The following is a 26,912-nucleotide window of genomic DNA, read 5'->3' as shown; positions in this document are numbered from 1 at the left end:
CGCCACCGCCGACGCCCCAAATATATATCCTTGCCTGCAGCAGCTTCGTATAGCAAAACGCGATCATGGCTCTAAAATCTGACATCCTCGAAAATTCGGTGCCCGACTGTTGCCGCCCCTTAATCCCCCGAAAATTCCTGTGGCAAGCCTGAGGTTGCTCAAGGCATGACCGATTCGCATTATCTCGATATCGCCCGCGAGAAGCTGATTGTCGCTCTCGATTTCTGGAACATTGAAGACGCCAGGAAGCTCGTTCGGGGGCTGGGCGACGAGGTCTCTTTTTACAAGGTCGGTTTAGGTCTCCAGCTCGTCGGCGGAAATGAGTTTGCCAAGGAGCTCATTGCGGAAGGCAAGCGGGTTTTCCTGGATTATAAGTATTACGACATCGAAGAGACGGTTCAGCGCGCGGTCGCACAAGCAGCCGAGTTGAAAATCACGTTCCTGACCGTGCATGGCGTTGCGAGCATCATGAAAGCCGCCGTTGCCGGTCGCGGCAACTCCGACATGAAGGTTTTCGGCGTCACCGTGCTCACGAGCATGGATGCCGAGGACATCAAGGAGATGGGCTTCGCATGCAATGTTGAAGACCTCGTCATTGCCCGCGCAAGGAAGGCGCTTGAGGTTGGACTCGATGGCGTTATCGCGTCGGCGCTGGAAGCCGCGCAACTTCGCAAGCAGACGAGCAACAAGCTGATGATCGTGTCGCCCGGTATCCGCCCGAGCGGCGGCGCCAGGCACGATCAGAAGCGGGTAGCCACACCGTTTGAAGCCATCCGGGCGGGCGCCGATTATCTGGTATTGGGCAGACCCATTTATGCGGCGTCAGACCCGAAAGCCGCGGCTCTGGCGATCATCCAGGAAATGGCGGACGCGCTGCGCCCGGATTAAGGGACGCGGGTTGCCTCTGGCGGCTGCCCGCTCTCCAGCGCAGCGTGCCGTTTTCTTGCAGGCATTAAGCGTATGGCGGCACTTCAACAAGCGTCCCAATCAAACGAAGGAGCGCCCGCTGCTCTGGTCCGTCCGCGTTGCGCAGAAATTCTCCCAATTCGATGTGGGATAAGCGGCTTCCAGCGATATTGCCGTGTTGATGAATGATGAACGCACGCCCACTGGTCGGCTCACGCCCCAAAAACCACGAGTCGCCCTCGGGACTTCGATAGAGTTCGCGACGTTCTGACATGATGGATTTTCCCGGTTGGGGGCAACTATCACACAGTATAGTTTGCACCCCAACAGAAACCCCGACCACCCCAAGCCCAGCAGCTATGAAAGACGTAAAGCCTTAGCTAGAGCATCACTGGGGACGTTTTGGCCGGTTCACTGGTCACTTGCGCGGGGCCGCTTGGTCAGCTTGTAGGACCACCATGCGGTCGCTTGATTCCAGCTTTTAATAGGAAGGTTGCAGACCTCACAATCTTTGTGGCCCGTGTCCTTGAATGGGCTGGTAAAGACCGTCACTTTGTAGACGGCTCCGCAACCGGAACAGGTGTATTCACCGCCATCGCGGGTTCGCACGCCAGGTTTGGGACGCTTTGGGGCCATAAGGGGCGAATAACGCCCTTTTGGTCCATCCCGCAAGTCGTTTCGTTCATTGCCTTGTTCAAAGCGACCCACCATCGAAGATAGGCAAGCCCGACTCCAGGCACGGTAATATGCAATCGGGGGCAGGTTTGTCAGCGGTTTGTGGCACGGCGGCGAAGTAGATACGATTTTCGGATTTGAGTGCGAGGCATTCGGATTTGAGTGCAAGGCAAATGCGCTAGGCGGATTAAGGAGAAGTCGCAAACGTGGGTAATTGAACAGAACCGTCCTAAGCGGTTTAAAGACCCCTACTTGCAAGGGTCGTTCAAGCGCTTTTCGCTATTGTTTTAGCGCCATACGGGTTTTGTCGATAAGTTCTTGGCGTTGACTCAGCCAGTTTACTAAATTGTTGCGCGCTACCGCGAAGGTAATGCGTGAGGCGTGTACTAATTTCAAGACAGCCTCACGGGTGTCTCCGCTGCGCGTCCGCTTCCACACGGAGAGCCCGTCGCGAAATTGCTCCGCCCCGTTTTTGAATTGTATGAATTGTTCTTGAGGAAACAATATCGCATTCACTTCGACGCGATAGTCTCGCTCTCGATCAACCAGATGGTCATAGAGCGCGGTTTTCATTTCATCAAACAGTGCGATAATTTTGTTCATCCGGTCTATTTCTGGATCGAGGTCTTGATCAGGAGCTTCCCATCTAGCAGTCTGCTGAAAAACCGCTCGCGCGTGCGAGAGTTTGCTGATTCGATTTTCATCGTGAATCGGTGGAGGTTGGGATGCGCGGAGCCTTTGTGGATCAGGGCGGGTTGTTTTCGTACATCTCGCCGGAGGCGCGGGTGCCGCCGAACCATCCGCTGAGGAAGATCCGGGCGCTGGTCCGTGATGTGCTGGGCGAGTTGAACCGTAGCTTTGCCAGGCTCTATTCAAGTGAAGGGCGCCCCTCGATCGCGCCGGAGCAATTGCTCAGCGCGCTACTTCTGCAGGTGCTCTACGGCATTCGCTCGGAGCGCCAATTGATGGAGCAGTTGGACTACAATCTATTGTATCGCTGGTTCGTGGGGCTGTCGCCGGACCATCCGGTCTGGAACCCGACCAGCTTCACGAAGAACCGCGAGCGGCTGCAGAACGGCGATGTGTTCACGAAGTTCATGACCAGGCTTTTGAAACACCCTCAGGTCGAGCCGCTGCTCTCGGACGAGCACTTCTCGGTGGACGGCACGTTGATCGAGGCCTGGGCGTCACAGAAGAGCTTTCGTCCCAAGGATGGCCGCGATGGCGACGACGGCACGAACTTCCACGGTCAGACGCGCAAGAACGACACCCATGTCAGCACGAGCGATCCCGACAGCCGGCTCTACCGCAAGGCGGCCGGACGCGAGGCCAGGCTCTGCTACATGGGCCACGTCACCATGGAGAACCGGCATGGGCTGGCCGTGGCCGGCATCGTCACGCACGCGAGCGGCACCGCCGAGCGCCGCGCCGCGGAGATAATGCTCGAGGCCGAAGGCAGGAAAGCGGGTCGCCGCATTACCGCCGGTGCGGACAAGGCTTATGACACGGCCGATCATGTGGCCAATCTTCGCGCCATCGACGTCACACCGCATGTGACGCAGAACAATGGCATGGGCAAGACCGGCAGGCGCCGCCGGAGCGCTATCGACGCACGGACCACGCGCCATCAGGGCTATGGCATGTCGCAGACGCGCCGGGCGATGATCGAATGCATCTTCGGCTGGGGCAAGCAGCACGGCACGATGCGCAGGACCAAACATCGTGGCATTTGCCGCGTTGCCGCCGACTTCATGCTCAACTTGATCGCCTATAACCTGATCCGCGTTCCCAAACTGGTCACGGCATAACCGCGTCGTCGCCAGGACGACAACGACTGCAACGCGCCGCCGAATACACATCATCGCGATGAGGCGTTCCGAGGATCATCGAAGCGGTCAATTTTGGCTTTTTCAGCAAACTGCTAGAGCGATTTATCGCGACTTCAGCGTTCTTGAGGATTTCGTCGCCGTGAGAATTTATTTCGGAGGCAATTGCGTCGAGCCGCCCTGCGACCTCTTCTTTATTTTTGCGATTGACGACGAGGATTGACTTATTTTCGGTCCCAACCGATCCGAGGTCGATATGCGTCGCGACAACTTCTTTTGTCTTCTCGGGGGTTGATCGCGACAATGCAGATCGCAGTCCAAGTCCGTAGGCAGCACCGGCGATTGCTAAAATCGCGAGAGCCAAGCATGGCACAATAAAATACCAAGAGCCCAATTTACTGACTCCAAGCTGAATTTCGCGGCGGTTTGCAATGAGAAACCATAGCAGCAGCATCGCCCAAACGGCGGCTGACGCTAAAGCGAGATATGGAGCCAGAAATTGATAGTCTGGCGAAGCGGTCAAGGCGCCAGCCCCAATGCCGGAAATGGCGCCTGTCCACGTGCCAAAAGTTTGAACCCGCATACCTGCCTCGCCCTCCTGGGGCTAGTTGTGGCAGATGCATACATACGCGGACGTTTCTGTGTGGCGCGAGTCTCGGCCGCGCGGCCCTCAGTATTAACCAAGGGATTTCTTTCGAGGTCATTTTTCAAACTGACCCACTACCCGCCCTTGGTAAGCGCTCAGTTGATCCCCTTGTATCGGGTTAGCATCGAACATGCGAAGAATCCTCCGGTTGTGACGGAGGTTTTGGATGGTGTTAGACGGCAAAAAGGACGTCCATTTGGACGGCTCATCGACTGGAATAGTCAGCCGGCTTGAAGTGCTTGAGGGACCGACGGGGCGGCGCGTACGTTCGGAATCTGAGCGTGCTCGGATCGTTGCCGAGAGTTTATTGCCTGGCGCTCAGGTAGCGGAGGTGGCGCGCAAGCATGGTGCGACGCGCTGGCAGATTTACGACTGGCGCCGACGCTTTCGACAGAGAGGCGGCTTGCCGTCGTGCGACTCTCCGACGACAAGCTTCGCACCGCTGGTTGTGGAAGAGCCGTTAGACGAGCGTCACGTTCCGATGGTCAAGATTGAGATTGCGATCGGTGACATCGTCGTGCGGACGGACGCGGCGATCGGCGAGAAGCAACTATCACAGGTGATCCGCGCGGTGCGGACGTCACGATGATCGCTGCTGGCGCGGAGTTGAAGATTTACATCGCGACGCGGCCTGTCGACTTCCGCTGTGGTCACGATGGGCTTGCGGCGAAGGTGCAGGAGATGCTTGGTCTCGACCCGTTCTGCGGCGCGGCGTTCGTGTTCCGATCGAGGCGAGCGGATCGGATCAAGATTTTGGTCTGGGATCGCACGGGCCTGGTGTTGGTGCACAAGCGGCTCGAAGGCTGCAAGTTCGTGTGGCCGACGATTGCGGATGGCGTGATGCGGGTATCGCCGGCGATGTTTGCGGCCTTGTTTGAAGGTTTGGACTGGAGGCTGGTCCGTCCGGAGGAAGCACGGCGTCCGCAAGCGGCGGGATAACTGCGGCAGAGTGACTCGGGACGCTCTTTGCGCATGGCGAGAACGGCGGCGATGTGCTGGAAATAGCGCATGAACACCGCGGCGCTGCGCGACGAGAACGAACGCCTGAAGGCGCTTTTGGCGCAAACGCAAGCGACGTTGGGCGAGCATCAGGCGGCGCTGGCAACGTCGGAAGAGGCGCGGCGCCGGCTGGAGGTTATCCTCGGAGAACTTCGCCGCGAGAAGTTCGGCGCGAAGTCCGAGAAGCTGCGGCCTGATCAATATCATTTGCCGCTCGAAGACGTCGAGATCGCGCAAGGCGTCCTGGACGCGGCGCAGGAGAACGCGGCAGCGATTATCCAGGGCCGATCGCGCGGCGCATCAGATCAAGCCCGTCATCGCAATCGGGGCTGCCTGCCTGCGCATTTGCCGCGGGTGGAGCGGATCATCGAGCCTGCGAGCACGCTGTGTCCCTGCGGCTGCGGCGCGATGACGAAGATCGGCGAAGACGTCAGCGAGCGTCTCGACGTGATCCCGGCGCAATGGCGCGTGCTGGTCACGCGTCGTCCAAAATATGCTTGCCGCCGCTGCTCGGGCGCGGTCGTTCAGGCGCACGCGCCGGAGCATGTCGTGCCTGGCGGACTGCCGACCGAAGCGGCCATTGCGCAAGTGATCGTCGCCAAGTTCGGCGATCATACGCCGTTTTACCGGCAGGCCGGGATCTACGCGCGACAAGGGATCCGGCTCGACCGGGCGACGCTGGGGAACTGGTCCGGCCGCGCCTGCTTCCATCTCCAGGCTGTTGGGGATCGGATGCGCCGCCAACTGGCGGCGGCGGATCGCCTGTTCATGGACGAGACCACGGCGCCGGTGCTTGCTCCCGGGCGCGGCCAGACGAAGAAAGGCTTCTTCTGGGCTATTGTCTCCGACGACCGCGGCCACAGCGGCCCAAGTCCGCCGATCGTGCTGTTCCGATATGCGTCCGGACGCAGCGGCGCTTTCGCCAGGCAGTTCCTGGACGGCTTTAACGGGCGCTTCCTGCAATGCGACGCATACGAGGGCTATGATCGGCTGACCGGCGTTGCGCGACCGCAAGGCCCCTGGACGCTCGTGCATTGCTGGAGTCATCTGCGTCGGCGCTTCGTCAAGCTGGCGCGCAACAGCAGATCGCCGATCGCCGAAGACGCGGTCCGGCAGATTGCGCTTCTCTATGCCATCGAAGCCACGGTGCGCGGCTCATCGCCGGACATCCGACTGGCCGCGCGCAAGGAGCATTCGCGGCCTGTCGTTGCTGCTTTGAAGCCGTGGTTCGAGAAACAGCTGTCGATGATCTCCAGCAGCTCGACACTCGCCCAGGACATCCGCTACGCGCTCAATCATTGGCCGGGGCTGACCCGCTTCCTCGAAGACGGACGTCTCGAGCTCGACACCAATCCGGTCGAAAACGCCATCCGGCCGGTGTGCCTGACCAGAAAAAATGCGCTATTTGCTGGTCATGAAGTTGGAGCCGAGAATTGGGCTTTGCTGGCGTCGATCGTAGCCACCTGCAAGCTCAACGACGTCAACCCCGTCGCCTACATCGCCGAAACACTCGAGGCAATCATCGCCGGCCATCCTCAAAGCAAAATCGAAGACCTCATGCCCTGGAGATTCCGCAAAACGTCAAGCCCACATCAATGGGGCAGCGGTTGAGCGCTTACCGCCCTTGGGTAGTGGGTCAGTTTGATTGTGGCAGCCGAACGGGCTGGAATGTTGGCATACTGCACTGCATATTAGGGGCATGACAAAGCCGGTCCCCCAGTTCCAGCCCGAAATGATCAAAAGCGGTCGCTGGTTTGTGGCAGTCAAGACAGGGAATGGTCCAGACTCCCATATCGGGGACTTCGATACCGAAGCAGACGCTAAGGACTGGATTTCGACAAAATCGAGATACTGGCCAAGAAAACCGGATGCGCCAAAGTGACCCCCAAACGCCCCAGAGACCCCAACCAGCTCGCCAAGTCGATTATCGACATTGCGACGGGGGAGAAGCCGGACCGTGACCCTACGCCCGAAGAACAGGGGAAGGACCCGGCTGCGGTGGCGTTAGGAAAGAAGGGTGGGGCGGCTAGGGCTTCGAAGATGAGCCCACAGCAACGGGTTGAGCAAGCACGACTTGCGGCGTCGAAGCGCTGGCCGTCGAAGTAGCGGGCTTAACGTTCATCATCGCACAGACGTTCCGCTCGCCTTCACAATCGAGGACTGCGCTCATTAGACCTGTTGTCGCGATTTGAAAGCCCTGCATTGTCGCATGGAAAATAAGACCTGCAAGGGGTAGATGGTTCGCGATAGCTTCGCTCTTAGCCTTAGCGATTACGTCGGTTCCAATGTCTCCCAAAGAAATGGTGGTGCCGTCTGGCATCGCCAGACCCACTGGCATCGGGCCTGAGGGGCCCTCCAGTGGGAGCATGACCCGAATGTACAAACCTAGTTTAGGCAGGATTGCCGTTAGGTGTTCTTTATTATCTGGAGGCGGCGGCAGTTGGATGCTGTCGGGTAGGATGCCGACGATTGATACTTGGCCGGATTTTTCATCGCGAATGTCTTCGCAAAATAACCCGAGAACTTGCAGCATTATCCCAAACCTACCCTGCAGATGCAGCTGAGCTACGAATTTTCTGAATTAAAGAGACGTTCTGGTTCGCCGCTGGAGGCTTTACAAACCCAACCTCAAGACTTGTGGCGCGGTGCTCGTTTTCACCATCCGGAATCTTCTCCGCGCAGAATCGAGGCTCCCAACCCATTGCCCAAAACAATTCACCAATTCGACGCGCGCCGATATTCTCCAACCCCTGTAGCTGACGATTGATAACCGCGCGGCTGGTGCCAAGCTTTCCCGCGATGGCCTGTTGTGTAATTTTACGGGCCTTTTTTTCATGCAGAAATGCGCGCTGAAGTTCTTGCGCGATTCGGAACATGAATTCAGAGCCAGCTCGTGATTTTTCGTCAATGATGTTCAACTCAAACGAGGTCATCGAACTTTCCTTTCACGAACTTGGGGCCGTCTAGTGGCAACGCCTGGCGCGCCTCCATGACCGCCCTCACATCATCAGCGTAGTCTTTTGTTTTTGTGGGTACTTTGTAGTCATCGGCATATCCGTGCGACGCAACGATGAACTTCTTTGGCTGATACATCCATCCGAACAGACGTAAGTCATCCGTCTTCAATTCCCAAACATCATTGTCTCTCGGATATTCCATTTCTTTGAACATAGGTCCTTTCTTAATTGGATCGCCTGAGACCCATTGTTGAAGTCGCAAAATCAATTGTTCGGCCGGTGTTTGCGCGCTTTTTTTGCGGCCGGTTTCCAGCGTCGGAACCGTCTCCTTCATCCATTTCAAGCAATCAGGATACGCATACAAAAACCGGTCGTAGAACCGGCCGCGCCCAAGACGGACAACGACCGGTATTACCAGTTTATCCTCCAGGATCTTCGCAAAAGTAGCCATTTGGGTCAACACATTTGTTGACTTATAAGTCAACTATTTGTTAGATAAATGCACCTTTGATTCGGTGTCGCAGAAACGAAACAACCTAGCCTTGTTCGCTGGGATGGAACAATTGCGATTCGAATAGATACGATAATGCTTGACGCTAAGCAAAAAGGGTCACATACTCCAGCTATGAACAAGCTGGACCGAAAGACCCGCGCCCAAATCCTCCATCTTCTTTGCGAGGGACAGTCGATCCGCGCCGTGACCCGTCTGACCGGGTGCAGCAAGAACACGGTGGCGAAGCTGCTAGTTGAGGCTGGTCACGCTTGTGCCGCTTATCAGGACAAGGCGCTTCGGAATCTGACCTGTCAGCGCATCCAGATGGATGAAATCTGGTCGTTCGTTTACGCCAAGGCCGCCAACGTGAAGGGCGCTAAAGCCGCTCCAGAGACCGCTGGTGACGTTTGGACATGGACGGCCATTGATGCAGACTCCAAGCTGATCGTTAGCTGGCTGCTCGGCGCTCGCGATATGGACGCTGCTCTGGCGTTCACGGCGGACCTGCGGAGTAGGCTGACCAACCGCGTCCAGCTAACCAGCGACGGCCACAGGCCCTATCTGACCGCCGTTGACGCCGTGTTTGGCGACGATGTTGACTACGCGATGTTGGTGAAGCTGTACGGCGCTGATCCGCAGGCGGAAGTCCGCTACAGCCCCGCTAAGTGCATCGGAGCGGAAAAGAAGCCGAAGATCGGCAACCCGGACAGCAAGCACATCAGCACGTCCTACGTTGAGCGCAGCAACCTCACCATGCGGATGCACATGCGCCGGTTCACGCGCCTGACGAACGCCTTCTCAAAGAAGGTTGAGAACCACGCCGCTGCGATTGCGCTCCATACAATGTATTACAACTTCGTCCGCATCCATCAGACCTTGAAGGTGACGCCCGCAATGGCTGCAGGCGTCACTGACAAGCTGTGGGAAGTGTCCGATATCGTCGAGATGTTGGAGCAGTGGGAGCTTGCGAACTTTAAGCCGGAATATCAGTTCGTGGTCCGGCAGTACGCTATCGGCAAGGGGCACTCCGTCAGCGTTCTGTGGCGCGGCGGGGAAGTGGATAGCATCTTCGGCTTCGACAAAGAGACCGATGCCTTGGAATGGATCAGGACCAAATCCCAAGGCTGGCTCCTAGACCAAAAGCGTCCGGTCAAGAATTAACCAAAAGGGTCACATTTCAAACTGACCCACTACCCCCCCCCCTTGACTTTGAGAACAAAACATAAACAATGTTCTCTTTATGTTTCAGTCCGGGAGAGGAAACATGTTGAGGATATTCATTGAAGAAGCGTCGGCACTGGCCTCGATTGTGCTGTTCGTCGGAATGGTCGCCGTCTGGGCGCAACTCATTCCACAGCTGTCGTGAGCGTGCGGTTCGGCGCTTTCCGGGGCGTGCTGGGGAAAACAGGAACAGCTCCGCTGGCGTCGCGGTTTCGCATGGACAGGGCGGGTGCAAATCCCCACGATCCATCGGCGAATCGGCTTTTCGTACCGTCAGCGTAAACCCCGCACCATATGAATGCCCATGACTGAGAAGTCCGCCGCCAACGCCGGTTTCGTCCACCTGCACGTCCATTCGGCCTATTCGCTGCTGAAGGGCTCGATCAAGATCCAGAAGCTGGCGGAACTGGCCAAGGCCGATCATCAACCGGCATTGGCGCTCACCGACACCGACAACATGTTTGGTGCGCTGGAATTCTCCGACAAGGTTGCGGGTTACGGGATTCAGCCGATCGTCGGGTGTGAACTGGCGGTCGACTTCGGCGATCAGGATCCCAATGCGCGCAGCGCGCTTCCCGTCGCGCGGATCGTCCTGCTGGCGACGCGCGAGGCCGGTTATCGCAACCTGATGCGGCTGAATTCCCGGGCCTTCCTTGAAACGCCCGTGCATCAGGCTCCGCACATCAAATCGGAGTGGCTTCGGGATGAAAGCGAAGGGTTGATCGCCTTGACCGGGGGCCCCGAGGGGCCCGTGGCACTGGCGCTCAATGCCGATCATTCCGGTCTTGCGACGGCGCGTTGCGACCAACTCGCCGAAATTTTCGGCGATAGGCTCTATGTCGAGTTGCAGCGTCATGGCCTCGACAAGGAACGGCGCGTCGAAGGCGCGTTGATCGACCTCGCCTATGCCAAGGGCCTTCCGCTGGTCGCAACCAACGAGCCGTATTTTGCCACCTCTGACGACTACGAAGCCCACGACGCTTTGCTGTGTATCGCCGGCGGACGCCTGATTGCGGAAACCGACCGCGATCAACTGACACCGGATCATCGCTTCAAGACCCGCGCGGAAATGGCTGTGCTGTTTGCTGATATTCCGGAAGCGTTATCGTCTACGATTGAAATTGCGGAACGGTGCGCATTCCGCCCCAAAACGCGCAAGCCGATCCTGCCGCGCTTCACGGTCGGCGCCGACGCCAACACGGCGGACGCGAAAAGCGATGAGGTCGCTGAATTGCGACGCCAGGCGGAAGAGGGGCTTGCCAACCGGTTGGCGGTTCATGGCGTTTCAACGGGAATGACTGAGGAGGACTACAGCGCGCGCCTGAGTTTCGAGCTCGACGTTATCACCCGCATGAACTATGCGGGCTACTTCCTGATCGTTGCGGACTTCATCAAGCACGCTAAGTCCGAGGGCATTCCGGTGGGGCCGGGCCGGGGCTCCGGCGCTGGCTCGCTGGTGGCCTATGCGCTCACCATCACCGATCTGGATCCGATCCGGTTCGGTCTGCTGTTCGAGCGCTTCCTCAACCCTGAACGCGTGTCGATGCCGGACTTCGATATCGATTTCTGCCAGGAGCGGCGCGGCGAGGTCATCGACTACGTGCAGAAGCGCTATGGCCGCGATCAGGTCGCGCAGATCATCACTTTCGGAACGCTTCAGGCGCGGGGCGTGCTCCGTGACGTCGGCCGTGTGCTGCAGATGCCTTACGGGCAGGTCGACAAGCTGACCAAGCTGGTCCCGCAAAATCCCGCGGCACCGGTCACGCTGGCGGCGGCGATTGCGAGCGAACCGAAGCTGCAGGCGTTTCGCGATGAGGACCCGGTGGTGGCGCGCGCGTTCGATATCGCCCAGCGCCTTGAGGGGCTGACACGTCACGCCTCGACCCATGCGGCGGGCATCGTGATCGGCGATCGACCTTTAAGCGAACTCGTGCCGATGTACCGCGATCCGAAGTCGGACATGCCGGTGACCCAGTTCAACATGAAGTGGGTGGAGCCGGCGGGCCTTGTGAAGTTCGATTTTCTCGGCCTGAAGACGCTGACCGTTCTTGACGTCGCCGTGAAGCTGTTGAAGCGACGCAATGTCGACGTTGATCTCGCAACGCTGCCGCTCGACGATGCGGCAAGCTACCAGATGCTGGCGCGGGGCGACGTGGTCGGCGTGTTTCAGGTTGAAAGTCAGGGTATGCGGCGGGCGCTTGTGGACATGCGTCCCGACCGCTTCGAGGACATCATTGCGCTGGTCGCGCTGTATCGGCCGGGGCCGATGGCGAATATTCCGACCTACTGCGCGCGCAAGCATGGCGACGAGGAGGCGGAATATCTGCATCCCATGCTGGAGCCGATCCTGAAGGAAACATTTGGCGTCATCATCTATCAGGAACAGGTGATGCAGATCGCGCAGGTCATGGCCGGCTATTCGCTCGGCGACGCCGACCTGCTGCGGCGCGCGATGGGCAAGAAGATTCGCGCGGAAATGGAGAAGCAGCGAGCAATCTTTGTTGCAGGTTCCGTGAAGACTGGTGTGCCCAAGGGGCAGGCCGAAACGATTTTTGAGTTGCTGGCGAAGTTTGCCGATTACGGCTTCAACAAAAGCCATGCCGCAGCTTATGCGCTTGTTTCCTATCAGACGGCGTACATGAAGGCGCACTACCCCGTCGAGTTTCTGGCGGCGTCGATGACGCTCGATATGAGCAACACCGACAAGCTTTCGGAGTTTCGTGCCGAGGCCCAACGCCTCGGCATCAAGGTCGAAGCGCCCTCGATCAACCGTTCGGAGGCGACCTTCGAGGTCAGCGACGGCGTTATCTGTTACGCGCTGGCCGCGCTGAAAGGCGTGGGCGCGCAGGCGGTCGAACAAATCGTCGAAGCTCGCAAGAACGGGTTGTTTACATCGCTGGCCGATTTTGCAGCGAAGGTGCCGCCGCGCGCCGTCAACAAGCGCGTCATCGAAAGCCTCGCGGCCGCCGGAGCGTTCGACGCGCTCGAGCCTAACCGGGCCCGCGTGTTCGCCGGCGCCGAGGCGATCCTTGCCGCGTGCCAGCGCAGCCATGAGGCCGCGATGCTCGGTCAGGACGACATGTTCGGGGGCATGGCGGATGCACCGGCCATCATGCTGCCCCAGGTCGAGCCGTGGTTACCCTCCGATCGGCTCAGGCGTGAGTATGACGCGGTCGGATTTTTCCTGTCCGGGCACCCGCTCGATGACTACGCCACCGCGCTGAAACGGCTGCGCGTCCAGTCCTGGGCCGAATTTTCCCGCGCAGTGAAAACTGGCGCCACCGCCGGCAAGGTTGCCGCAACCATCGTCTCGCGAATGGAGCGGCGGACCAAGACCGGTAACAAGATGGGAATCCTCGGGCTGTCCGATCCGACCGGCCATTTTGAAGCTGTGTTGTTTTCCGAGGGGCTCGCTCAGTACCGCGACGTTCTGGAGCCGGGCTCGGCGGTTCTCTTGCAACTCGGCGCGGAACTGCAGGGCGATGAGGTTCGCGCCCGCATTCTGCACGCGGAGCCTCTGGATGATGCTGCGGCCAAGACCCAGAGGGGCTTGCGAATTTTCCTGCGCGATACCAGGCCGCTCGATTCGATCGTAAGGCGCCTTCAAACACCCGAAAACGACCCGACCGGGTCCACCAAAGTTTCCGCGCCCAGGCAATCCGGAGACGGCGACGTCTCTCTGGTGATGTTGCTGGACCTCGAAACCGAGGTGGAAATAAAGCTTCCCGGCCGTTTTCGGGTGTCGCCGCAGGTCGCCGGGGCGATCAAGGCTGTATCCGGTGTGGTCGACGTGCAGACACTTTGAGGCTGGCATCGCGTGTAAGCTGCGATGGGTGCCGCCATCCGTCTACCGCATTGACGGTTTGCCTTATTCGGAACGTGTTTTGTTCAATAGATGTTCAGCTAGAGGCGCGCTGAAATGCGGGTGCGCCCATACGGATGGCGTTTGTGCATCAGGTGGCGATCATGCGTCTTAATCAGATGTTCCTGCTTTTCTCCGCCGTCATCCTTTTGCTGAGCGCGTTCTCGGTTGCCGACACTGCTTCGGCCCAGCAACAGGAAAAGCGCATCGCGCTCGTGATCGGCAACGGCGCTTACGCAAAGGTGCCGCTCGCCACGGCCGCCAATGACGGCGGGCTGATCGCACAGACATTGCAGGCGGCGGGCTTCGATGTCGCCGGCGCCCGCGATCTCGACGGCGATACGCTGCGTGCGGCTTTTCGCGATTTCGTGAAGAAGGCAGAAGAATCCGGGCCAGACACAGTGGCGATGGTTTATCTCGCGGGCTATGGAATCCAGCTCGCCGGAGAAAACTATTTTATTCCGGTGGATACAACCATTTCGCGCGACACCGACATCCCGACCGAAGGACTGCGGATCGGCGATTACATGCGCCAGCTCGCGGCGCTGCCGCTAAAAGTCAGCGTCGTGGTGCTGGATATCGCGCGCGAGCAACCGTTCATCGAGGACGGCCAATCGATCGCGAGCGGTCTAGCGCTGGTCGAACCCAATCCACGGATGCTGATCGCATTCAATTCTGCGCCGGGTACGGTCGCACCGGACGAGCAGGGACCATACGGCGCCTACGCACAGGCGCTGGCCGAAATGATCCGTGCCGGTGGTCTGTCGCTGCCGGAGTTGTTCAACCGCGTGCGCCTGCGCGTCAACGAGAACACCAAGGGCGCGCAGGTGCCGTGGGATACGCAGAAGGTCGACGCCCAGTTCATGTTCTTCGATCGTGCGCCTGATGCGCCGCCGGTCGCCGCGCCGGATCAGGTCGCGACCATCCGCGATAAGCCGATTCGCGATCTTGGTACGTCGGACGCCTATGTCGCCGCGCTCGACCGCGACACCCTGCAGGGCTACGAGGATTTTCTCGCGGCCTATCCCCGGGATCCGATGGCAAAGCGGGTGAGAGCGATCGTTGCGGCACGGCGCGAGGCAATCACCTGGCGCAGTACCTATCGCGCCGATACGCCGGACGCCTACTGGTCGTACCTGCGGCGCTATCCGCGCGGACCTCATGCGGCCGACGCGCGGCGTAGGCTTGCGATTATGTCGGCTGCGCTTGAGCCGCCGCCGACGTTCGCCATGATCGATTACGACGTTCCGCCGCCGCCGCCCGATGAGGTAGTCTACATCGATCGCCCCGTGCTGATGTTCAGCGATCCGGATTTCGATTTTGCGCCGCCGCCGCCGATGCTTTTCCTGCCGCCGCCGCCGGCGGATTTCGTGGTGCTGGAGCCGCCGCCACCGCCGGTCGGGTTGTTCTTTCTGCCGAGTCCGCTGTTTGTGCCGATCCCGGCCTATGTGAGGGCGCCGGCTTACGTGCGACCTCCGCAGAACGACGTCATTTTCACCAATATCCATAACGCCACGGTGATTAATAACGTCATCAACCAGCCGCGGCCTGGCGGCGCGCCGAACCCTGCGGCGCCCAATCTCGTGCCCGGCACCAAGGCTCAACCGTCTGATGCTTCCGTCGCCCGGCCTGCCGGTCCCGGCACCGCGGGGCCGACCGCGGTCGGACCGGCGTTGCCGTCCGCTGTCGCGCACAGGGCATCGCTGATCCAGCAGGGCAAGGCGCCTGTTCCGCTAAGCGCGTCGATCAAGCCGGTCGCCAAGACGGGATTTGTTGCACAGCCCGGCGGCAAGCTGCCGGGACCGCGCGGCGCCGCGCGCCCGGCTACCTTGCCGGCTCAGCCGGCCGTGCCGCATCCGGCCACGGCTCCCACAACGGCTCCGGCTGAGACGGCCCCGGCAGGGGCGGGGTCGCAGCCTGCCGGTAAACTTCCGAAAACTAATGTCTTGCCGGTGCCCGGTGCCAAGGGCGTGCCGCCCATACCAGCCACGCCCGGACCCGCACCCGCCGTAACAGCTCCGGCAGTTGCGCCGAAGCCCGGAGCGGCGGCGACGTCGCCGCTGAAGCCGCAAATCCAACCGCAAGCACGGAGGCCGGGGCCTACACCTCGCACCGGGCTGGCGCCGCCTGTCACGTCGCAGCGCGCCGCGCCTCCGCCTCACGCTCCGCTGGCAGCAAAACCGGCTGTTCGGCCGCCTCATGCCGCGCCGGTGGTTCGACCATCGCACGCCGCGCCGCCTCCCCGCATCGCGCCCCCTTCGAGGCCTGTGCCGCATGTTGCGCCGCCGCCGCGATCGTCGCCGCCGCCGCGGATCGCGCAACCCCCGAGGCCCGCGCCACACGTGGCACCACCGCGCGCCGCCCCACCACCGCGGGCTGCGCCCGCAGCGGTTGCACGTCCGGCGCCGCCGCGCCCCGCCGCCGCACCGGCCAAAAAGTGCCCGCCCAACGTCGCCAAATGCTGAGCACGGATGCCGGTCAGACAGCTTCATCTGACCGGCAATGTTCCCTGACGACAGGCCGAAAGAGGGGTGGAAATCCTTGCCTTAGCGTGGTGCGGCAGTTATAAGCCGCGCCATCTCACACGGAAACATGGCCTAACAAGCCGTCCGGTGGCAGCCGGACCGCATTCCTTTTGGTTTGACGGTTTGTCCTGCTCACACGTTTCCGGAGGAACCAACCGGAGAATTGAACTATGGCGCTTCCTGAATTTTCTATGCGTCAGCTGCTTGAGGCTGGCGTTCATTTCGGTCACCAATCGCACCGCTGGAATCCGAAGATGGCGGATTACATTTTCGGTGCGCGCAACAACATCCATATCATTGATCTCGCACAGACCGTGCCGCTGCTGCATCGCGCGCTGCAGGCCGTGAGCGATACCGTTGCCAAGGGCGGCCGCATCCTGTTCGTCGGCACCAAGCGGCAGGCGCAGGACGGCGTTGCCGACGCCGCGAAGCGTTCGGCCCAGTACTTCGTCAATTCGCGCTGGCTCGGCGGCACTCTGACCAACTGGAAGACGATTTCCGGCTCGATCAAGCGGCTCCGTCATCTCGATGAGGTGCTAACCTCCGGTGACGCTAGTGCCTACACGAAGAAGGAGCGGCTGACGCTGCAACGCGAACGCGATAAGCTTGATCGCTCGCTCGGCGGCATCAAGGACATGGGCGGCCTGCCGGACCTGATCTTCGTGATCGACACCAACAAGGAAGACATCGCGATCCAGGAAGCCCAGCGGCTCAACATCCCGGTCGCGGCGATCGTCGATACCAATTGCGATCCGAAGGGGATCACCTATCTGGTGCCGGGCAATGACGACGCCGGCCGTGCCATCAGCCTGTATTGCGACCTGATCGCGCGCGCCGCGATCGACGGCATTTCAAGGGCCCAGGGCGATTCCGGCATCGATATCGGGGCGTCGGTTCAGCCGGTGCAGGAACTTCCCGCTGCGGCGCAGCCGACCGGCTTCCAGGGTCTTGCCGGTCCGCGGGGCGTAGCTGACGATCTCAAGAAGCTCACCGGCGTCTCAGGTGCGATCGAGAAGAAGTTCAACGATCTCGGTATTTTCCACTATTGGCAGCTCGCCGAGCTTGATCACGAGACCGCTCACAAGATCGGTGAAGAGGTTGGACTTCCCAGCCGTGCTGACGGCTGGGTCGCTCAGGCGAAGGCGCTGACCGCCGAAGCAGAGTGACGTGACAAGCGGGTGGTTTGACGTTCGCCCGCTTTCGCCCCGGATCTTCTGACTTGTTTCCTGAGTTGAGGCGGCGGTGGCGGCGTGAGCTGCACCGCAGTCTCCTGACAGGCAAAGGACACACAGCAATGACGACAATCACCGCAGCGATGGTCAAGGATCTGCGCGAAACCACCGGCGTCGGCATGATGGATTGCAAGCAGGCGCTGGCCGAAAACAACGGTGACATGCAGGCTGCGATCGACTGGCTGCGCAAGAAGGGGCTGTCGAAGGCCGCCAAAAAGGCAGGACGCGTTGCAGCCGAGGGTCTGATCGGCACCGTCACCAGCGGCAACAAGGGTGTCGTCGTCGAAGTCAATTCGGAAACAGATTTCGTCGCGCGCAATGAACAGTTCCAGGGACTGGTCAAGATGGTGGCGCAGGTCGCCCTCAGCGTCGGCGCGAACGTTGAAGTGATCAAGGCCGCCAAGGTTGGCAGCGCCACCGTGGAGACGGCGATCTCGGACGCGATCGCCACCATTGGCGAGAACATGACGTTACGCCGCGCGGCGTTGCTCGAGGTCAGCAAGGGGCTTGTCGCGAGCTATGTCCACAATGCCGTCATCGACGGCGCTGGCAAAATGGGCGTGATTGTCGCGCTGGAGTCGGCGGGTAACTCCGACGAACTCGCCGCGCTTGGCCGTCAGATCGCGATGCATGTCGCATCCTCAAACCCGCTTGCCATCGATGCGTCGGGGGTCGATCCCGCTGTCGTCAAGCGCGAGAAGGACATCCTCGCCGACAAGTTCCGGCAGCAGGGCAAGCCCGAAGCCATGATCGAGAAGATCACCGAGTCCGGCCTGAAAACCTTCTTCAAGGAACAGACGCTGCTGGAGCAGCCGTTCATCTTCGACGACAAGAAAAGCGTCGGCCAGGCACTCAAGGAAGCTGAGGGCAAGGTTGGCGCGCCTGTCAAAATTACAGGCTTTGTGCGCTATGGTCTCGGCGAGGGCATCGAGAAGACCGAATCCGATTTTGCTGCCGAGGTTGCCGCGGCTGCCGGGCAGGGGTAACGCCAGGCCCGAATGGGGCGAGGACAGCAAGACTAGTGGAGTGAATTTGACATTCGCGATCTACCTTGCCGCGCGTCGGGGACGCGAATGTCGAATTCAAAACTCCACTAGCAGCTTATATTTGCTAGTGGTCCTTCGATTCTAACATTCGTAAGAAGGCGCGCTGAAACGGGTTGCGAATGTTAGAATCGGACTACTAGCGGCGGAGCTAACGCATCATGGATGAGCCGGCCTATCGTCGTGTTGTCGTTAAGCTGTCCGGGGAATATCTGGCGGGTTCGCAATCTTTCGGCATCGACCAGCCGACCATCGATCGTATCGCCGGCGATCTGACCGCGGCGCGCGAACTGGGAACTGAAATCGCGGTTGTTGTCGGTGGCGGAAACATATTCCGTGGTGTCGAAGTATCGTCCCGCGGCGTTTCGCGCCCGACCGGCGATACGATGGGAATGCTTGCGACCGTCATGAATTGCCTCGCGCTCGAGGCGGCTCTCGAACGCCGCGGGCAGTCAGCCCGCGCCCTGTCTGCCTTCGTGATGCCCGAAGTCTGCGAGCTCTTCACCCGCAGTGCAGCGCACAAATATCTCTCGGAAGGCCGTATTGTTCTGCTCGCCGGCGGCACCGGTAATCCTTATTTCACGACCGATACAACGGCGGTGCTCCGTGCCGCAGAGATTGGTGCGCAAGCCGTACTCAAGGCGACGAACGTGGATGGCGTATACAGTTCGGATCCCAAGAAAGACCCGTCTGCGAAGCGGTTTGAACGGTTAAGTCACTCGCAGGCGCTCGAGGGCGGCTATAAGGTCATGGATGCGACTGCTTTCGCGCTTGCCCGCGAGACGTCGCTGCCTATCATTGTATTCTCAATCGCCGAACCGGGTTCGATCGGCGCCATCCTGAGGGGCGCCGGCCATGGGACGATCGTCGCCAGTTGATCCGTGGCGTCGAGTTGGATGTAGGTCGGTGCAGGTTCCGGATGGAGAGCGGTATGACGTCGGGTAATTTCGATATCAACGAGTTGAAACGCCGGATGCAGGGGGCAATTCAATCCCTCAAGCACGAGCTGGGTGGTTTGCGAACCGGACGGGCGGCGGCGTCGATGCTCGAGCCGGTGCAGGTCGAGGCCTATGGCAACCACATGCCGCTGAATCAGGTTGCGACGATCAGTGTCCCAGAGCCGCGTCTGCTGTCGGTACAGGTCTGGGACAAGTCGATGGTGAAGGCGGTGGAAAAGGCGATCGTCGATTCCAACCTCGGACTGAGCCCGGCCACCGAAGGACAGGTACTGCGCCTGCGTATTCCCGAACTGAACGAAGAGCGTCGCAAGGAACTGGTCAAGATCGCACACAAATATGCCGAGGCGGCCAAGGTGGCGGTTCGTCATGTGCGACGCGACGGCCTGGATGCAATCAAGAAGCTCGAGAAGAACCACGACATTTCCGAAGATGACGAGAAGCGCCTGGCGAACGATGTTCAGAAGGCGACGGACGGAGTAATCTCCGAAATCGATCAATTGCTGGCGGGCAAGGAAAAGGAAATCCTCACCGTTTAGCCGGACTGGACTGACCTGATGTCGAACGCTGTTGCGCCTGCAATCGAGGGATCGGACCAAGCCGATGCGCCGCTGCACGTTGCGATCATCATGGATGGCAACGGCCGATGGGCCGCCGCCAGGGGGCTGCCGCGGGCGGAGGGTCATCGCCGCGGGGTCGAGGCGCTGAGACGCGTGGTCCGTGCCGCAAGCGAACTGAACATTCTTTATCTGACGATTTTTTCCTTCAGCTCCGAGAACTGGTCGCGGCCCGCGACGGAGATACGTGATCTCTTCGGCCTGCTGCGGAGGTTCGTCCGCAATGACCTCGCGACGCTGCACCGCGACGGCGTGCGCGTGCGCATCATCGGCGAGCGCGCGGGGCTGGAGCAGGAGATTTGCGCGCTGCTGACCGAAGCCGAGGAACTGACGAAGGACAACACCCGACTCAATCTCGTCGTCGCGTTTAACTACGGCTCGCGGCAGGAAATCGCGAACGCCGCCCAGCGGCTTGCGCGGGAAGTTGCGGACGGCAAGCGCGATCCGGCCACGATCGACGCCGATACGCTGGGTGGGTACCTCGACGCGCCTGACATCCCCGATCCGGACCTGATCATTCGCACCAGCGGCGAGCAGCGGCTATCGAATTTTCTGATGTGGCAGGCGGCCTACAGCGAGTTTGTGTTTGTTCCGATTCACTGGCCGGATTTTGATAAGGCGGCGCTCGAAGGTGCGATTGCCGAATATGCCAGACGCGAACGTCGCTTCGGCGGGCTGGCTGCGAAAACCGGATCGTGACTAGTACCGCCGATTTGAAATTCCTGCATCAGTTGCAGCGGGTTCGTCTTCAGGAATTTCAAATCGAAAGCGGTACTAGAATCATAAAGTTGCTGGTGTCCTTTGATTCCGATGTTTGCATCAAAGGTTGCTGCAAGGACATGCAAACTCTGGAATCGGGACACTAGCGTGAATCAGGAACAGGTAGCGCCGGCCGCCGGAGGGGAGTCGCGAAATCTCCGGACGCGTATTATCGCAGCGCTGGTTCTAGCGCCGGCTGCGATTGCGATCGCATGGGCTGGCGGGCCGCTATGGATCGGTCTCGTGGTGCTCGCCGCCATCGGCATGTACGTCGAATGGCTGACGATCGTCGGCGCCGCTCAGGAAAAGCAGACGGTCGCCGCAGGGATCGCCGGCCTCGTTGTTTCCGGCCTGTGTCTGGCGCTTGGACATAGCGTGTTTTCGTTGGTTGTTCTCCTGCTCGGCGCTGGGGCAGTTGCCGCCATGTCGCAACGGTCGCGGCTTTGGTCGGTGGCTGGGTTCTGTTATGCGGCGGCTGCCGCATTTGCGTCGGCGCAGGTCCGCCTCGACGATGCCTACGGGTTCGTCGCGTTGATTTTTGTCATGCTAGTCGTGTGGGCGGCTGATATCGGGGGATATTTCGCGGGCCGCGGAATCGGTGGACCAAAATTGTGGCCTCGCGTCAGTCCGAAGAAGACCTGGGCGGGTGCGGTTGGCGGGTTTGCCGGAGGTCTTGCTGTTGCCGCGGGATTTGCCGCGTTTGGTCTGGGAAAAATAACTCCATTGCTGTTGCTCGCTGCTTTTCTGTCCGTCGTATCGCAATCGGGCGATCTGTTTGAGTCGGCGGTCAAGAGGCGTTTCGGGGTCAAGGACTCCAGTCAGATCATTCCGGGGCACGGCGGGTTGCTCGACCGTCTCGACGGTTTTGTAGCGGCGATTGTTTTCGCCGCGCTTTTGGGATTTCTGCGTGGCGATGCGGATGGCATCGGTCGCGCGCTTATGGTTTGGTGAAATATGAGTGCTGTTCCGTTGAAAAACGACAAGCCGGTTCAAGCCGGCGTCAGAACCGTGACGGTTCTGGGGGCGACCGGATCGATCGGTGACAGCACGATGGATTTGTTGCGCGGCGCGCCCGGCCGCTACCGTGTCGAAGCGCTGACGGCGAATTCCAACGTTGCGGGCCTTGCCAAACTGGCGCGGGAATTCGACGCGCGGTTTGTGGCGATCGCCGATGCCGCGCGTTTTGGTGAGTTGAAGGATGCACTCGCGGGCAGTGGTATCGAGTGTGGCGTCGGTGAAAGCGCGATCATCGAGGCCGCTTCTCGTCCGACCGACTGGCTCATGGCCGCGGTGAGCGGCGCGGCCGGATTGAAGCCCGCGCTTGCAGCCGTTGATCGCGGGACGACAATTGCGCTTGCGAACAAGGAGTGCCTCGTCTGCGCCGGCGACTTCTTCATGCAGCGCGCCGTGAAGGCGGGGGCCTGCATCCTGCCGGCCGACTCCGAACACAATGCCCTGTTTCAAGCCCTGAGTTCGGGAAATCGCGATGAACTCACGCGTGTGATCATTACTGCCTCCGGCGGACCGTTCCGCACTTGGGCACCCGCCGATATCGAAAAGGCGACGTTGGCGCAGGCGTTGAAGCACCCGAACTGGAGCATGGGACAGAAGATTACCATCGATTCAGCATCGATGATGAACAAGGGGCTCGAAGTCATCGAGGCCGCCTGCCTGTTTGCGCTGACGCCGGACGAGATCGACGTTCTGGTTCATCCGCAGTCGATCGTCCACGGCATGGTCGAGTTCTCCGACCGATCCGTCGTCGCTCAACTCGGCACCCCCGACATGCGCACGCCGATCGCGCATTGCCTCGGCTGGCCCGAGCGCATTGCCGGACCGGCTGCGAAGCTCGATCTCGCTAAAATCGGACAACTGACCTTCGAGGCGCCGGATTTCGCCAGATTCCCGGCGTTGCGGCTTGCCTATGACGCGCTGAGGACAGGGAACGGCGCAACCACGGTCTATAATGCCGCAAACGAGATCGCCGTTGCGGCGTTCATCGGCGAGAAAATCCGGTTCGGCGCCATCGCGCGCCTGGTCGACGCCACCATGAATGGCTGGATCCGAGCAGGAAATCTCGCGCCTCTGGGGTCGGCGGACGATGCCATCGCCGTTGACCATAACGCGCGAAATATGGCCGCGTCGCTATTGCCTCAAATTGCCGCAAAGGCCACCTAGAGGGTGACCGGGAACAGGGCCTCCGGCGCTGGACGAGGGAAACGGAATGGCCGAGTTTTTTCTTCATGGTTTCAATACATTAACTTCCGGTTTGATTGGTTACCTTGTTCCGTTTCTGTTTGTCCTCACCATTGTCGTTTTCTTTCACGAGCTCGGCCACTTTCTGGTTGCTCGCTGGGCGGGCGTGAAGGTCCTGACTTTCTCCGTGGGCTTTGGCCCCGAACTGGCGGGATTCAACGACAGGCACGGGACGCGCTGGAAGCTCTCCGCCATTCCCCTCGGCGGATACGTCAAGTTTTTTGGCGATGATTCCGAAGCGAGCACGCCGTCGAGCAGCGCGACCCTCGCATCCATGACGGCGGAGGAGCGCGCCGGCAGCTTTCATCACAAGAAGGTTGGTCCGCGTGCCGCGATCGTGGTTGCGGGGCCGGTCGCCAACTTCATCCTCGCGATCTTCATTTTCGCCGGTCTTTTCACGTTTTTGGGCAAGCCCAGCACGACCGCACGCGTAGATGGGGTGCAGGCGGGCAGCGCAGCCGAAGCGGCGGGTTTCAAACCCGGCGACATCGTGACTGCAATCAACGGCAGCACGATCGACAGCTTTTCAGACATGCAGCGTATCGTCGGAACCAGCGCTGGCGAGACGCTGACATTCGCCGTGAAGCGCGGCGATTCGATCATTGATCTGCGCGGGAAGCCGGAGCTCAAGGAGATCAAGGACAGGTTTGGAAACGAGCACCGGATTGGTATTCTCGGAATTTCACGCGCGACTTCGCCCGGAGATGTCACCACGGAAAGAGTTAATCCGGCGACGGCGCTGTGGCTGGGAGTCAAGGAAACCTGGTTCGTGGTCGACCGCACGCTGGCTTATATCGGTGGGATTTTCACCGGTCGCGAGGCTGCCGATCAGGTCGGGGGTCCGCTTCGAATCGCGCAAATATCCGGGCAGGTCGCCACGATCGGCCTTGGGGCGCTGATCCATCTTGCCGCCGTTCTTTCAGTATCCATCGGACTGCTGAACCTGTTCCCGGTTCCACTGCTGGACGGGGGACACCTTTTGTTCTATGCGGTCGAAGCTGTTCGAGGCCGGCCAATGTCCGAGCGTGCACAGGAAATGGGCTTTCGAATCGGCCTCGGCCTAGTGCTGATGTTGATGGTCTTCGCGACCTACAACGATATTCTGCATCTGGCCGGCTCGTGAGTCGCGCGTCCGTGAGCGGGATGAGGAAAAGCGTGCAGCGGTTTTCCGTCCGCATCCCGCGCTAAAATGTTAAAATCGATCACGTTCATGGTTTTGGATCGATTCGATCCAATCATCGTGATCGGGGGCGTGGCTATTGGGCAACGTCTTGGAGTTAAATTGGAATTGCACTGCGAAACGCCGTTTGCCGCTACGGAAAAATTGGCTACAAGCAACGCGAATGGGAATCTGTCGGTTCGTAGGGGTATGGACCGGCATCAGAATTGATAAGGGCGCTCTGCGCATGAATGTTGGAATGCGAGTGTTAAGGGGAACACTGCTCGTCGCCCTGATCGCCGTCGCCGTGCCGGTCGCTGCTGTCGTGACCGTCCCGCTTGTGTCGTCGTCAGCCGCCGCTCAGACCCTGTCGTCGATTTCCGTTGAGGGGAATCGCCGGGTCGAACTGGAGACGATCCGTTCGTATTTCAAGCCGGATGCCAGCGGGCGCCTTGACCAGGCGAGCATAGACGACGCGTTGAAAGCGCTGATCGAGACCGGTCTGTTCCAGGACGTCAAGATCAACCGAGTCGGGGGCCGTATTGTGGTCTCGGTCGTGGAAAATCCGGTCATCAACCGGGTCGCGTTCGAAGGCAACAAGAAGGTCAAGGACGATCAACTGACCGCGGAAATCCAGTCCAAGCCGCGTGGCACGTTCTCCAGACCAATGGTCCAGTCCGACGTGCAGCGAATCGTCGAAATCTATCGCCACTCCGGCCGCTACGATGTGCGCGTCACCCCCGAGATCGTCGAACGACCCAACAACCGCGTCGATCTGATTTTTACGGTCAACGAAGGTGGCAAGACCGGCATCAAGTCGATCGAATTCATAGGCAACCAAGCTTTTTCGTCCTATCGCCTGAAGGACGTGATCAAGACGCACGAGTCGAACCTCCTGAGCTTCCTCGGAGGAGGGGACGTTTATGATCCGGACCGCGTCGAGGCCGATCGCGATTTGCTCCGCCGCTATTATCTGAAGCACGGCTTTGCGGACGTTCAGATCGTTGCCGCCTTGACCGAGTACGATCCCGGTCGTCACGGGTTCCTCGTGACCTTCAAGATCGAAGAAGGCCAGCAGTACCGCGTCGGGTCGGTGACATTCGAGTCGTCGATTCCTTCGCTCGATGGAAATTCGCTGCGCAGCTTTTCGCGCGTCAACGTCGGAGCGCTCTATAACGCCGAAGCGCTTGAGAAGTCCGTCGAGGAGATGCAGGTCGAATCGTCGCGTCGCGGATTTGCATTCGCGGTGGTGCGCCCCCGAGGCGATCGCAATTTCGATGCTCATACCGTATCGATCGTATTCGCGATCGACGAAGGCCCGAGAACGTACATCGAGCGCATCAACGTCAGGGGTAATACGCGGACGCGGGACTATGTGATCCGTCGCGAGTTCGATATCTCGGAAGGTGACGCCTACAATCGATCACTGGTGGATCGCGCTGAGCGCCGCCTGAAGAACCTCGATTTCTTCAAGACGGTCAAGATTACGACCGAGCCCGGATCATCGAGCGATCGCGTGATTCTCGACGTTGACGTCGAGGACAAGTCGACCGGTGACTTCTCGGTTTCGGGTGGCTATTCGACAACCCAGGGCGCGCTCGCGGAAGTCAGCGTCTCCGAGCGAAATCTGCTTGGCCGCGGTCTGTTTGCAAAGGCCTCGGTTCAGTACGGCCAGTACGCCAGGGGATATTCGCTGTCGTTCGTCGAGCCTTACCTGCTGGACTATCGCGTCGCGCTCGGCCTCGACTTCTACCAGCGCGAGCAGCTCGCCAACAGCTATATCTCCTATAACGTCAAGACGCTCGGCTTCAGCCCGCGGCTCGGTTTTGGCCTGCGTGAGGATCTGACCCTGCAACTGCGTTATTCGATCTACCAGCAGGAAATCGGGCTGCCGGATGCCTTGCGGAACTGTAACAATATCATTGGCAGCCCGAACTACAATCCGAGCCCGGCCTTTATCGCAGCCGGCAACCCTGCGAGTCCGTTTAACAGCTCAACCCTCGGCTGTTACTCCGACGGCGAAGCCTCACTGCCGATCCGCCAGGAATTGAACGGCCAAACGCTGACTTCAATGGTTGGTTACACGCTGACCTACAATACCCTCGATAACAACAAGAACCCGAACGAGGGTCTGCTGATCGATTTCAGGCAGGACTTTGCCGGCGTCGGCGGCGACGTCAAATACCTGAAGACCGCGCTCGATGCGAAGTACTATCAGCCGCTGGTCTCGGACATCGTCGGTCTAGTCCATCTGCAAGGCGGTGTTCTGAACAGCGTCGGGGCTTACGCCGGACAAAACGGAATTCGCATGCTGGATAATTTCCAGATGGGACCCAATCTGGTTCGGGGCTTCGCGCCGAACGGCATCGGTCCGCGCGATATCAATTACCTCAGCACGATGGATGCTTTGGGCGGCACCCAGTACTGGGGCGCTTCGGTCGAGTTACAAATGCCGTTCTGGTTCCTGCCGAAGGAGGTGGGCTTGAAGGGTGCCGTTTACGCGGACGCCGGCTCGCTCTGGGGCTATAAGGGCCCGACGTCTAACTTGGCGACCGGCGAGGTCAATCTGCCTGGCTGTGTGCCAGGTACGTCGAGTTCCTCGGGCACCTGCGCCGGTCTTCAATATGATGACACCAACGTGATCCGGAGCTCGGTTGGCGTCGGTCTGATCTGGCAGTCTCCGTTTGGCCCGCTCCGCTTCGACTACGCCGTGCCGATCACGAAGGGCAAGTATGACCGCGTGCAGGAGTTCAGGTTTGGCGGCGGAACGACGTTCTGAG

23 protein-coding genes and 1 pseudogene are annotated in these 26,912 nt (G+C 60.0%); 18 read left to right on the top strand and 6 right to left on the bottom strand.

The genetic code is table 11. The features are described from left to right. Positions 1–165 precede the first annotated feature (165 nt). On the top strand, positions 166–888 hold the full coding sequence (gene pyrF, locus ACSZOQ_RS09220) for an orotidine-5'-phosphate decarboxylase (protein ID WP_439925708.1): 723 nt from the start codon (positions 166–168) through the stop codon (positions 886–888). Positions 889–952: 64 nt separating this feature from the next. On the opposite strand, the gene ACSZOQ_RS09215 is transcribed toward pyrF, so the two are convergent. Next, entirely contained in the window at positions 953–1,180 is a 228-nt protein-coding gene (locus ACSZOQ_RS09215) for a hypothetical protein (protein ID WP_439925707.1), read from the bottom strand. A gap of 471 nt (positions 1,181–1,651) precedes the next feature. Between ACSZOQ_RS09215 and ACSZOQ_RS09210 the strand changes: the two are divergent. After that, a pseudogene (locus tag ACSZOQ_RS09210) lies at positions 1,652–1,872 on the top strand (hypothetical protein); the annotation flags it as partial. Here the strand turns inward: ACSZOQ_RS09210 and ACSZOQ_RS09205 are convergent. After that, positions 1,861–2,184, bottom strand: a complete 324-nt coding sequence (locus tag ACSZOQ_RS09205) for a hypothetical protein (RefSeq protein ID WP_439925706.1) — start codon at positions 2,182–2,184, stop codon at positions 1,861–1,863. The pseudogene ACSZOQ_RS09210 and the gene ACSZOQ_RS09205 overlap by 12 nt on opposite strands. A 122-nt stretch (positions 2,185–2,306) precedes the next feature. Between ACSZOQ_RS09205 and ACSZOQ_RS09200 the strand changes: the two genes are divergently transcribed. Further along, a complete protein-coding gene (locus tag ACSZOQ_RS09200; protein WP_439922884.1) occupies positions 2,307–3,389 on the top strand; it encodes an IS5 family transposase in 1,083 nt (360 codons plus the stop codon). Here ACSZOQ_RS09200 and ACSZOQ_RS09195 read toward each other — a convergent pair. Then, complete coding sequence (locus ACSZOQ_RS09195; RefSeq protein ID WP_439925705.1) at positions 3,379–3,990, bottom strand: hypothetical protein; 612 nt, start codon at positions 3,988–3,990, stop codon at positions 3,379–3,381. The two genes, ACSZOQ_RS09200 and ACSZOQ_RS09195, sit on opposite strands and share 11 nt — an antisense overlap. A 229-nt stretch (positions 3,991–4,219) precedes the next feature. Between ACSZOQ_RS09195 and ACSZOQ_RS09190 the strand changes: the two genes are divergently transcribed. From ACSZOQ_RS09190 to tnpC, 3 genes are all read left to right on the top strand, one after another. Beyond that, complete coding sequence (locus tag ACSZOQ_RS09190; RefSeq protein ID WP_439923187.1) at positions 4,220–4,642, top strand: transposase; 423 nt, start codon at positions 4,220–4,222, stop codon at positions 4,640–4,642. Continuing rightward, the gene (gene tnpB / locus ACSZOQ_RS09185; protein WP_439923186.1) at positions 4,639–4,992 is read left to right on the top strand and encodes an IS66 family insertion sequence element accessory protein TnpB; all 354 of its coding nucleotides are present in this window, start codon (positions 4,639–4,641) and stop codon (positions 4,990–4,992) included. The genes ACSZOQ_RS09190 and tnpB overlap by 4 nt, the downstream gene beginning before the upstream one ends. 69 nt (positions 4,993–5,061) lie before the next feature. Continuing rightward, positions 5,062–6,663: an IS66 family transposase gene (gene tnpC / locus ACSZOQ_RS09180; RefSeq protein ID WP_439922718.1), complete on the top strand. Its 1,602-nt coding sequence runs from the start codon at positions 5,062–5,064 to the stop codon at positions 6,661–6,663. Between the two features lie 415 nt (positions 6,664–7,078). On the opposite strand, the gene ACSZOQ_RS09175 is transcribed toward tnpC, so the two are convergent. From ACSZOQ_RS09175 to ACSZOQ_RS09165, 3 genes are read right to left on the bottom strand one after another with little or no spacing between them, the layout of a single operon-like run. Beyond that, positions 7,079–7,585 carry a hypothetical protein gene (locus ACSZOQ_RS09175; protein WP_439925704.1) on the bottom strand — a complete coding sequence of 169 codons (507 nt, stop codon included), beginning with the start codon at positions 7,583–7,585 and terminating at the stop codon, positions 7,079–7,081. 10 nt (positions 7,586–7,595) lie between these two features. After that, positions 7,596–7,985 carry a helix-turn-helix domain-containing protein gene (locus tag ACSZOQ_RS09170; protein ID WP_439925703.1) on the bottom strand — a complete coding sequence of 130 codons (390 nt, stop codon included), beginning with the start codon at positions 7,983–7,985 and terminating at the stop codon, positions 7,596–7,598. Further along, positions 7,972–8,460: a hypothetical protein gene (locus ACSZOQ_RS09165; protein ID WP_439925702.1), complete on the bottom strand. Its 489-nt coding sequence runs from the start codon at positions 8,458–8,460 to the stop codon at positions 7,972–7,974. Before ACSZOQ_RS09165 ends, ACSZOQ_RS09170 begins: the two co-directional genes overlap by 14 nt. Positions 8,461–8,634: 174 nt before the next feature. Here ACSZOQ_RS09165 and ACSZOQ_RS09160 point away from each other — a divergent pair, with 174 nt between their 5' ends. The 12 genes from ACSZOQ_RS09160 (at position 8,635) to bamA (ending at position 26,911) form a co-directional block, all read left to right on the top strand. Then, positions 8,635–9,663, top strand: a complete 1,029-nt coding sequence (locus ACSZOQ_RS09160) for an IS1 family transposase (protein WP_439925701.1) — start codon at positions 8,635–8,637, stop codon at positions 9,661–9,663. 364 nt (positions 9,664–10,027) lie between these two features. After that, positions 10,028–13,528: a DNA polymerase III subunit alpha gene (gene dnaE / locus ACSZOQ_RS09155; RefSeq protein ID WP_439925700.1), complete on the top strand. Its 3,501-nt coding sequence runs from the start codon at positions 10,028–10,030 to the stop codon at positions 13,526–13,528. Between the two features lie 161 nt (positions 13,529–13,689). After that, the gene (locus ACSZOQ_RS09150) at positions 13,690–16,050 is read left to right on the top strand and encodes a caspase family protein (protein ID WP_439925699.1); all 2,361 of its coding nucleotides are present in this window, start codon (positions 13,690–13,692) and stop codon (positions 16,048–16,050) included. Positions 16,051–16,280: 230 nt separating this feature from the next. Beyond that, positions 16,281–17,276: a 30S ribosomal protein S2 gene (locus ACSZOQ_RS09145; RefSeq protein WP_439925698.1), complete on the top strand. Its 996-nt coding sequence runs from the start codon at positions 16,281–16,283 to the stop codon at positions 17,274–17,276. A gap of 128 nt (positions 17,277–17,404) precedes the next feature. Further along, positions 17,405–18,328 carry a translation elongation factor Ts gene (gene tsf, locus ACSZOQ_RS09140; protein ID WP_439925697.1) on the top strand — a complete coding sequence of 308 codons (924 nt, stop codon included), beginning with the start codon at positions 17,405–17,407 and terminating at the stop codon, positions 18,326–18,328. A 218-nt stretch (positions 18,329–18,546) separates the two neighbouring features. Continuing rightward, positions 18,547–19,263, top strand: a complete 717-nt coding sequence (pyrH, locus tag ACSZOQ_RS09135; protein WP_439925696.1) for a UMP kinase — start codon at positions 18,547–18,549, stop codon at positions 19,261–19,263. 53 nt (positions 19,264–19,316) lie between these two features. Further along, positions 19,317–19,880, top strand: a complete 564-nt coding sequence (gene frr, locus ACSZOQ_RS09130; RefSeq protein ID WP_439925695.1) for a ribosome recycling factor — start codon at positions 19,317–19,319, stop codon at positions 19,878–19,880. A gap of 18 nt (positions 19,881–19,898) precedes the next feature. Next, the gene (locus ACSZOQ_RS09125) at positions 19,899–20,657 is read left to right on the top strand and encodes an isoprenyl transferase (protein WP_439925694.1); all 759 of its coding nucleotides are present in this window, start codon (positions 19,899–19,901) and stop codon (positions 20,655–20,657) included. Between the two features lie 168 nt (positions 20,658–20,825). Further along, the gene (locus ACSZOQ_RS09120; protein ID WP_439925693.1) at positions 20,826–21,668 is read left to right on the top strand and encodes a phosphatidate cytidylyltransferase; all 843 of its coding nucleotides are present in this window, start codon (positions 20,826–20,828) and stop codon (positions 21,666–21,668) included. Positions 21,669–21,671: 3 nt separating this feature from the next. After that, complete coding sequence (gene dxr, locus ACSZOQ_RS09115) at positions 21,672–22,895, top strand: 1-deoxy-D-xylulose-5-phosphate reductoisomerase (RefSeq protein WP_439925692.1); 1,224 nt, start codon at positions 21,672–21,674, stop codon at positions 22,893–22,895. A 46-nt stretch (positions 22,896–22,941) separates the two neighbouring features. Continuing rightward, positions 22,942–24,096, top strand: a complete 1,155-nt coding sequence (gene rseP / locus ACSZOQ_RS09110; protein WP_439925691.1) for an RIP metalloprotease RseP — start codon at positions 22,942–22,944, stop codon at positions 24,094–24,096. A 283-nt stretch (positions 24,097–24,379) separates the two neighbouring features. Then, positions 24,380–26,911, top strand: a complete 2,532-nt coding sequence (gene bamA, locus ACSZOQ_RS09105; protein ID WP_439925690.1) for an outer membrane protein assembly factor BamA — start codon at positions 24,380–24,382, stop codon at positions 26,909–26,911. Position 26,912 lies beyond the last annotated feature (1 nt).

It is taken from the genome of Nitrobacter sp. JJSN, from assembly GCF_051912485.1.
Taxonomy (GTDB): domain Bacteria; phylum Pseudomonadota; class Alphaproteobacteria; order Rhizobiales; family Xanthobacteraceae; genus Nitrobacter.
Note: the sequence above shows the minus strand (reverse complement) of the source record. Positions and strands in the feature narration are given on the sequence as shown.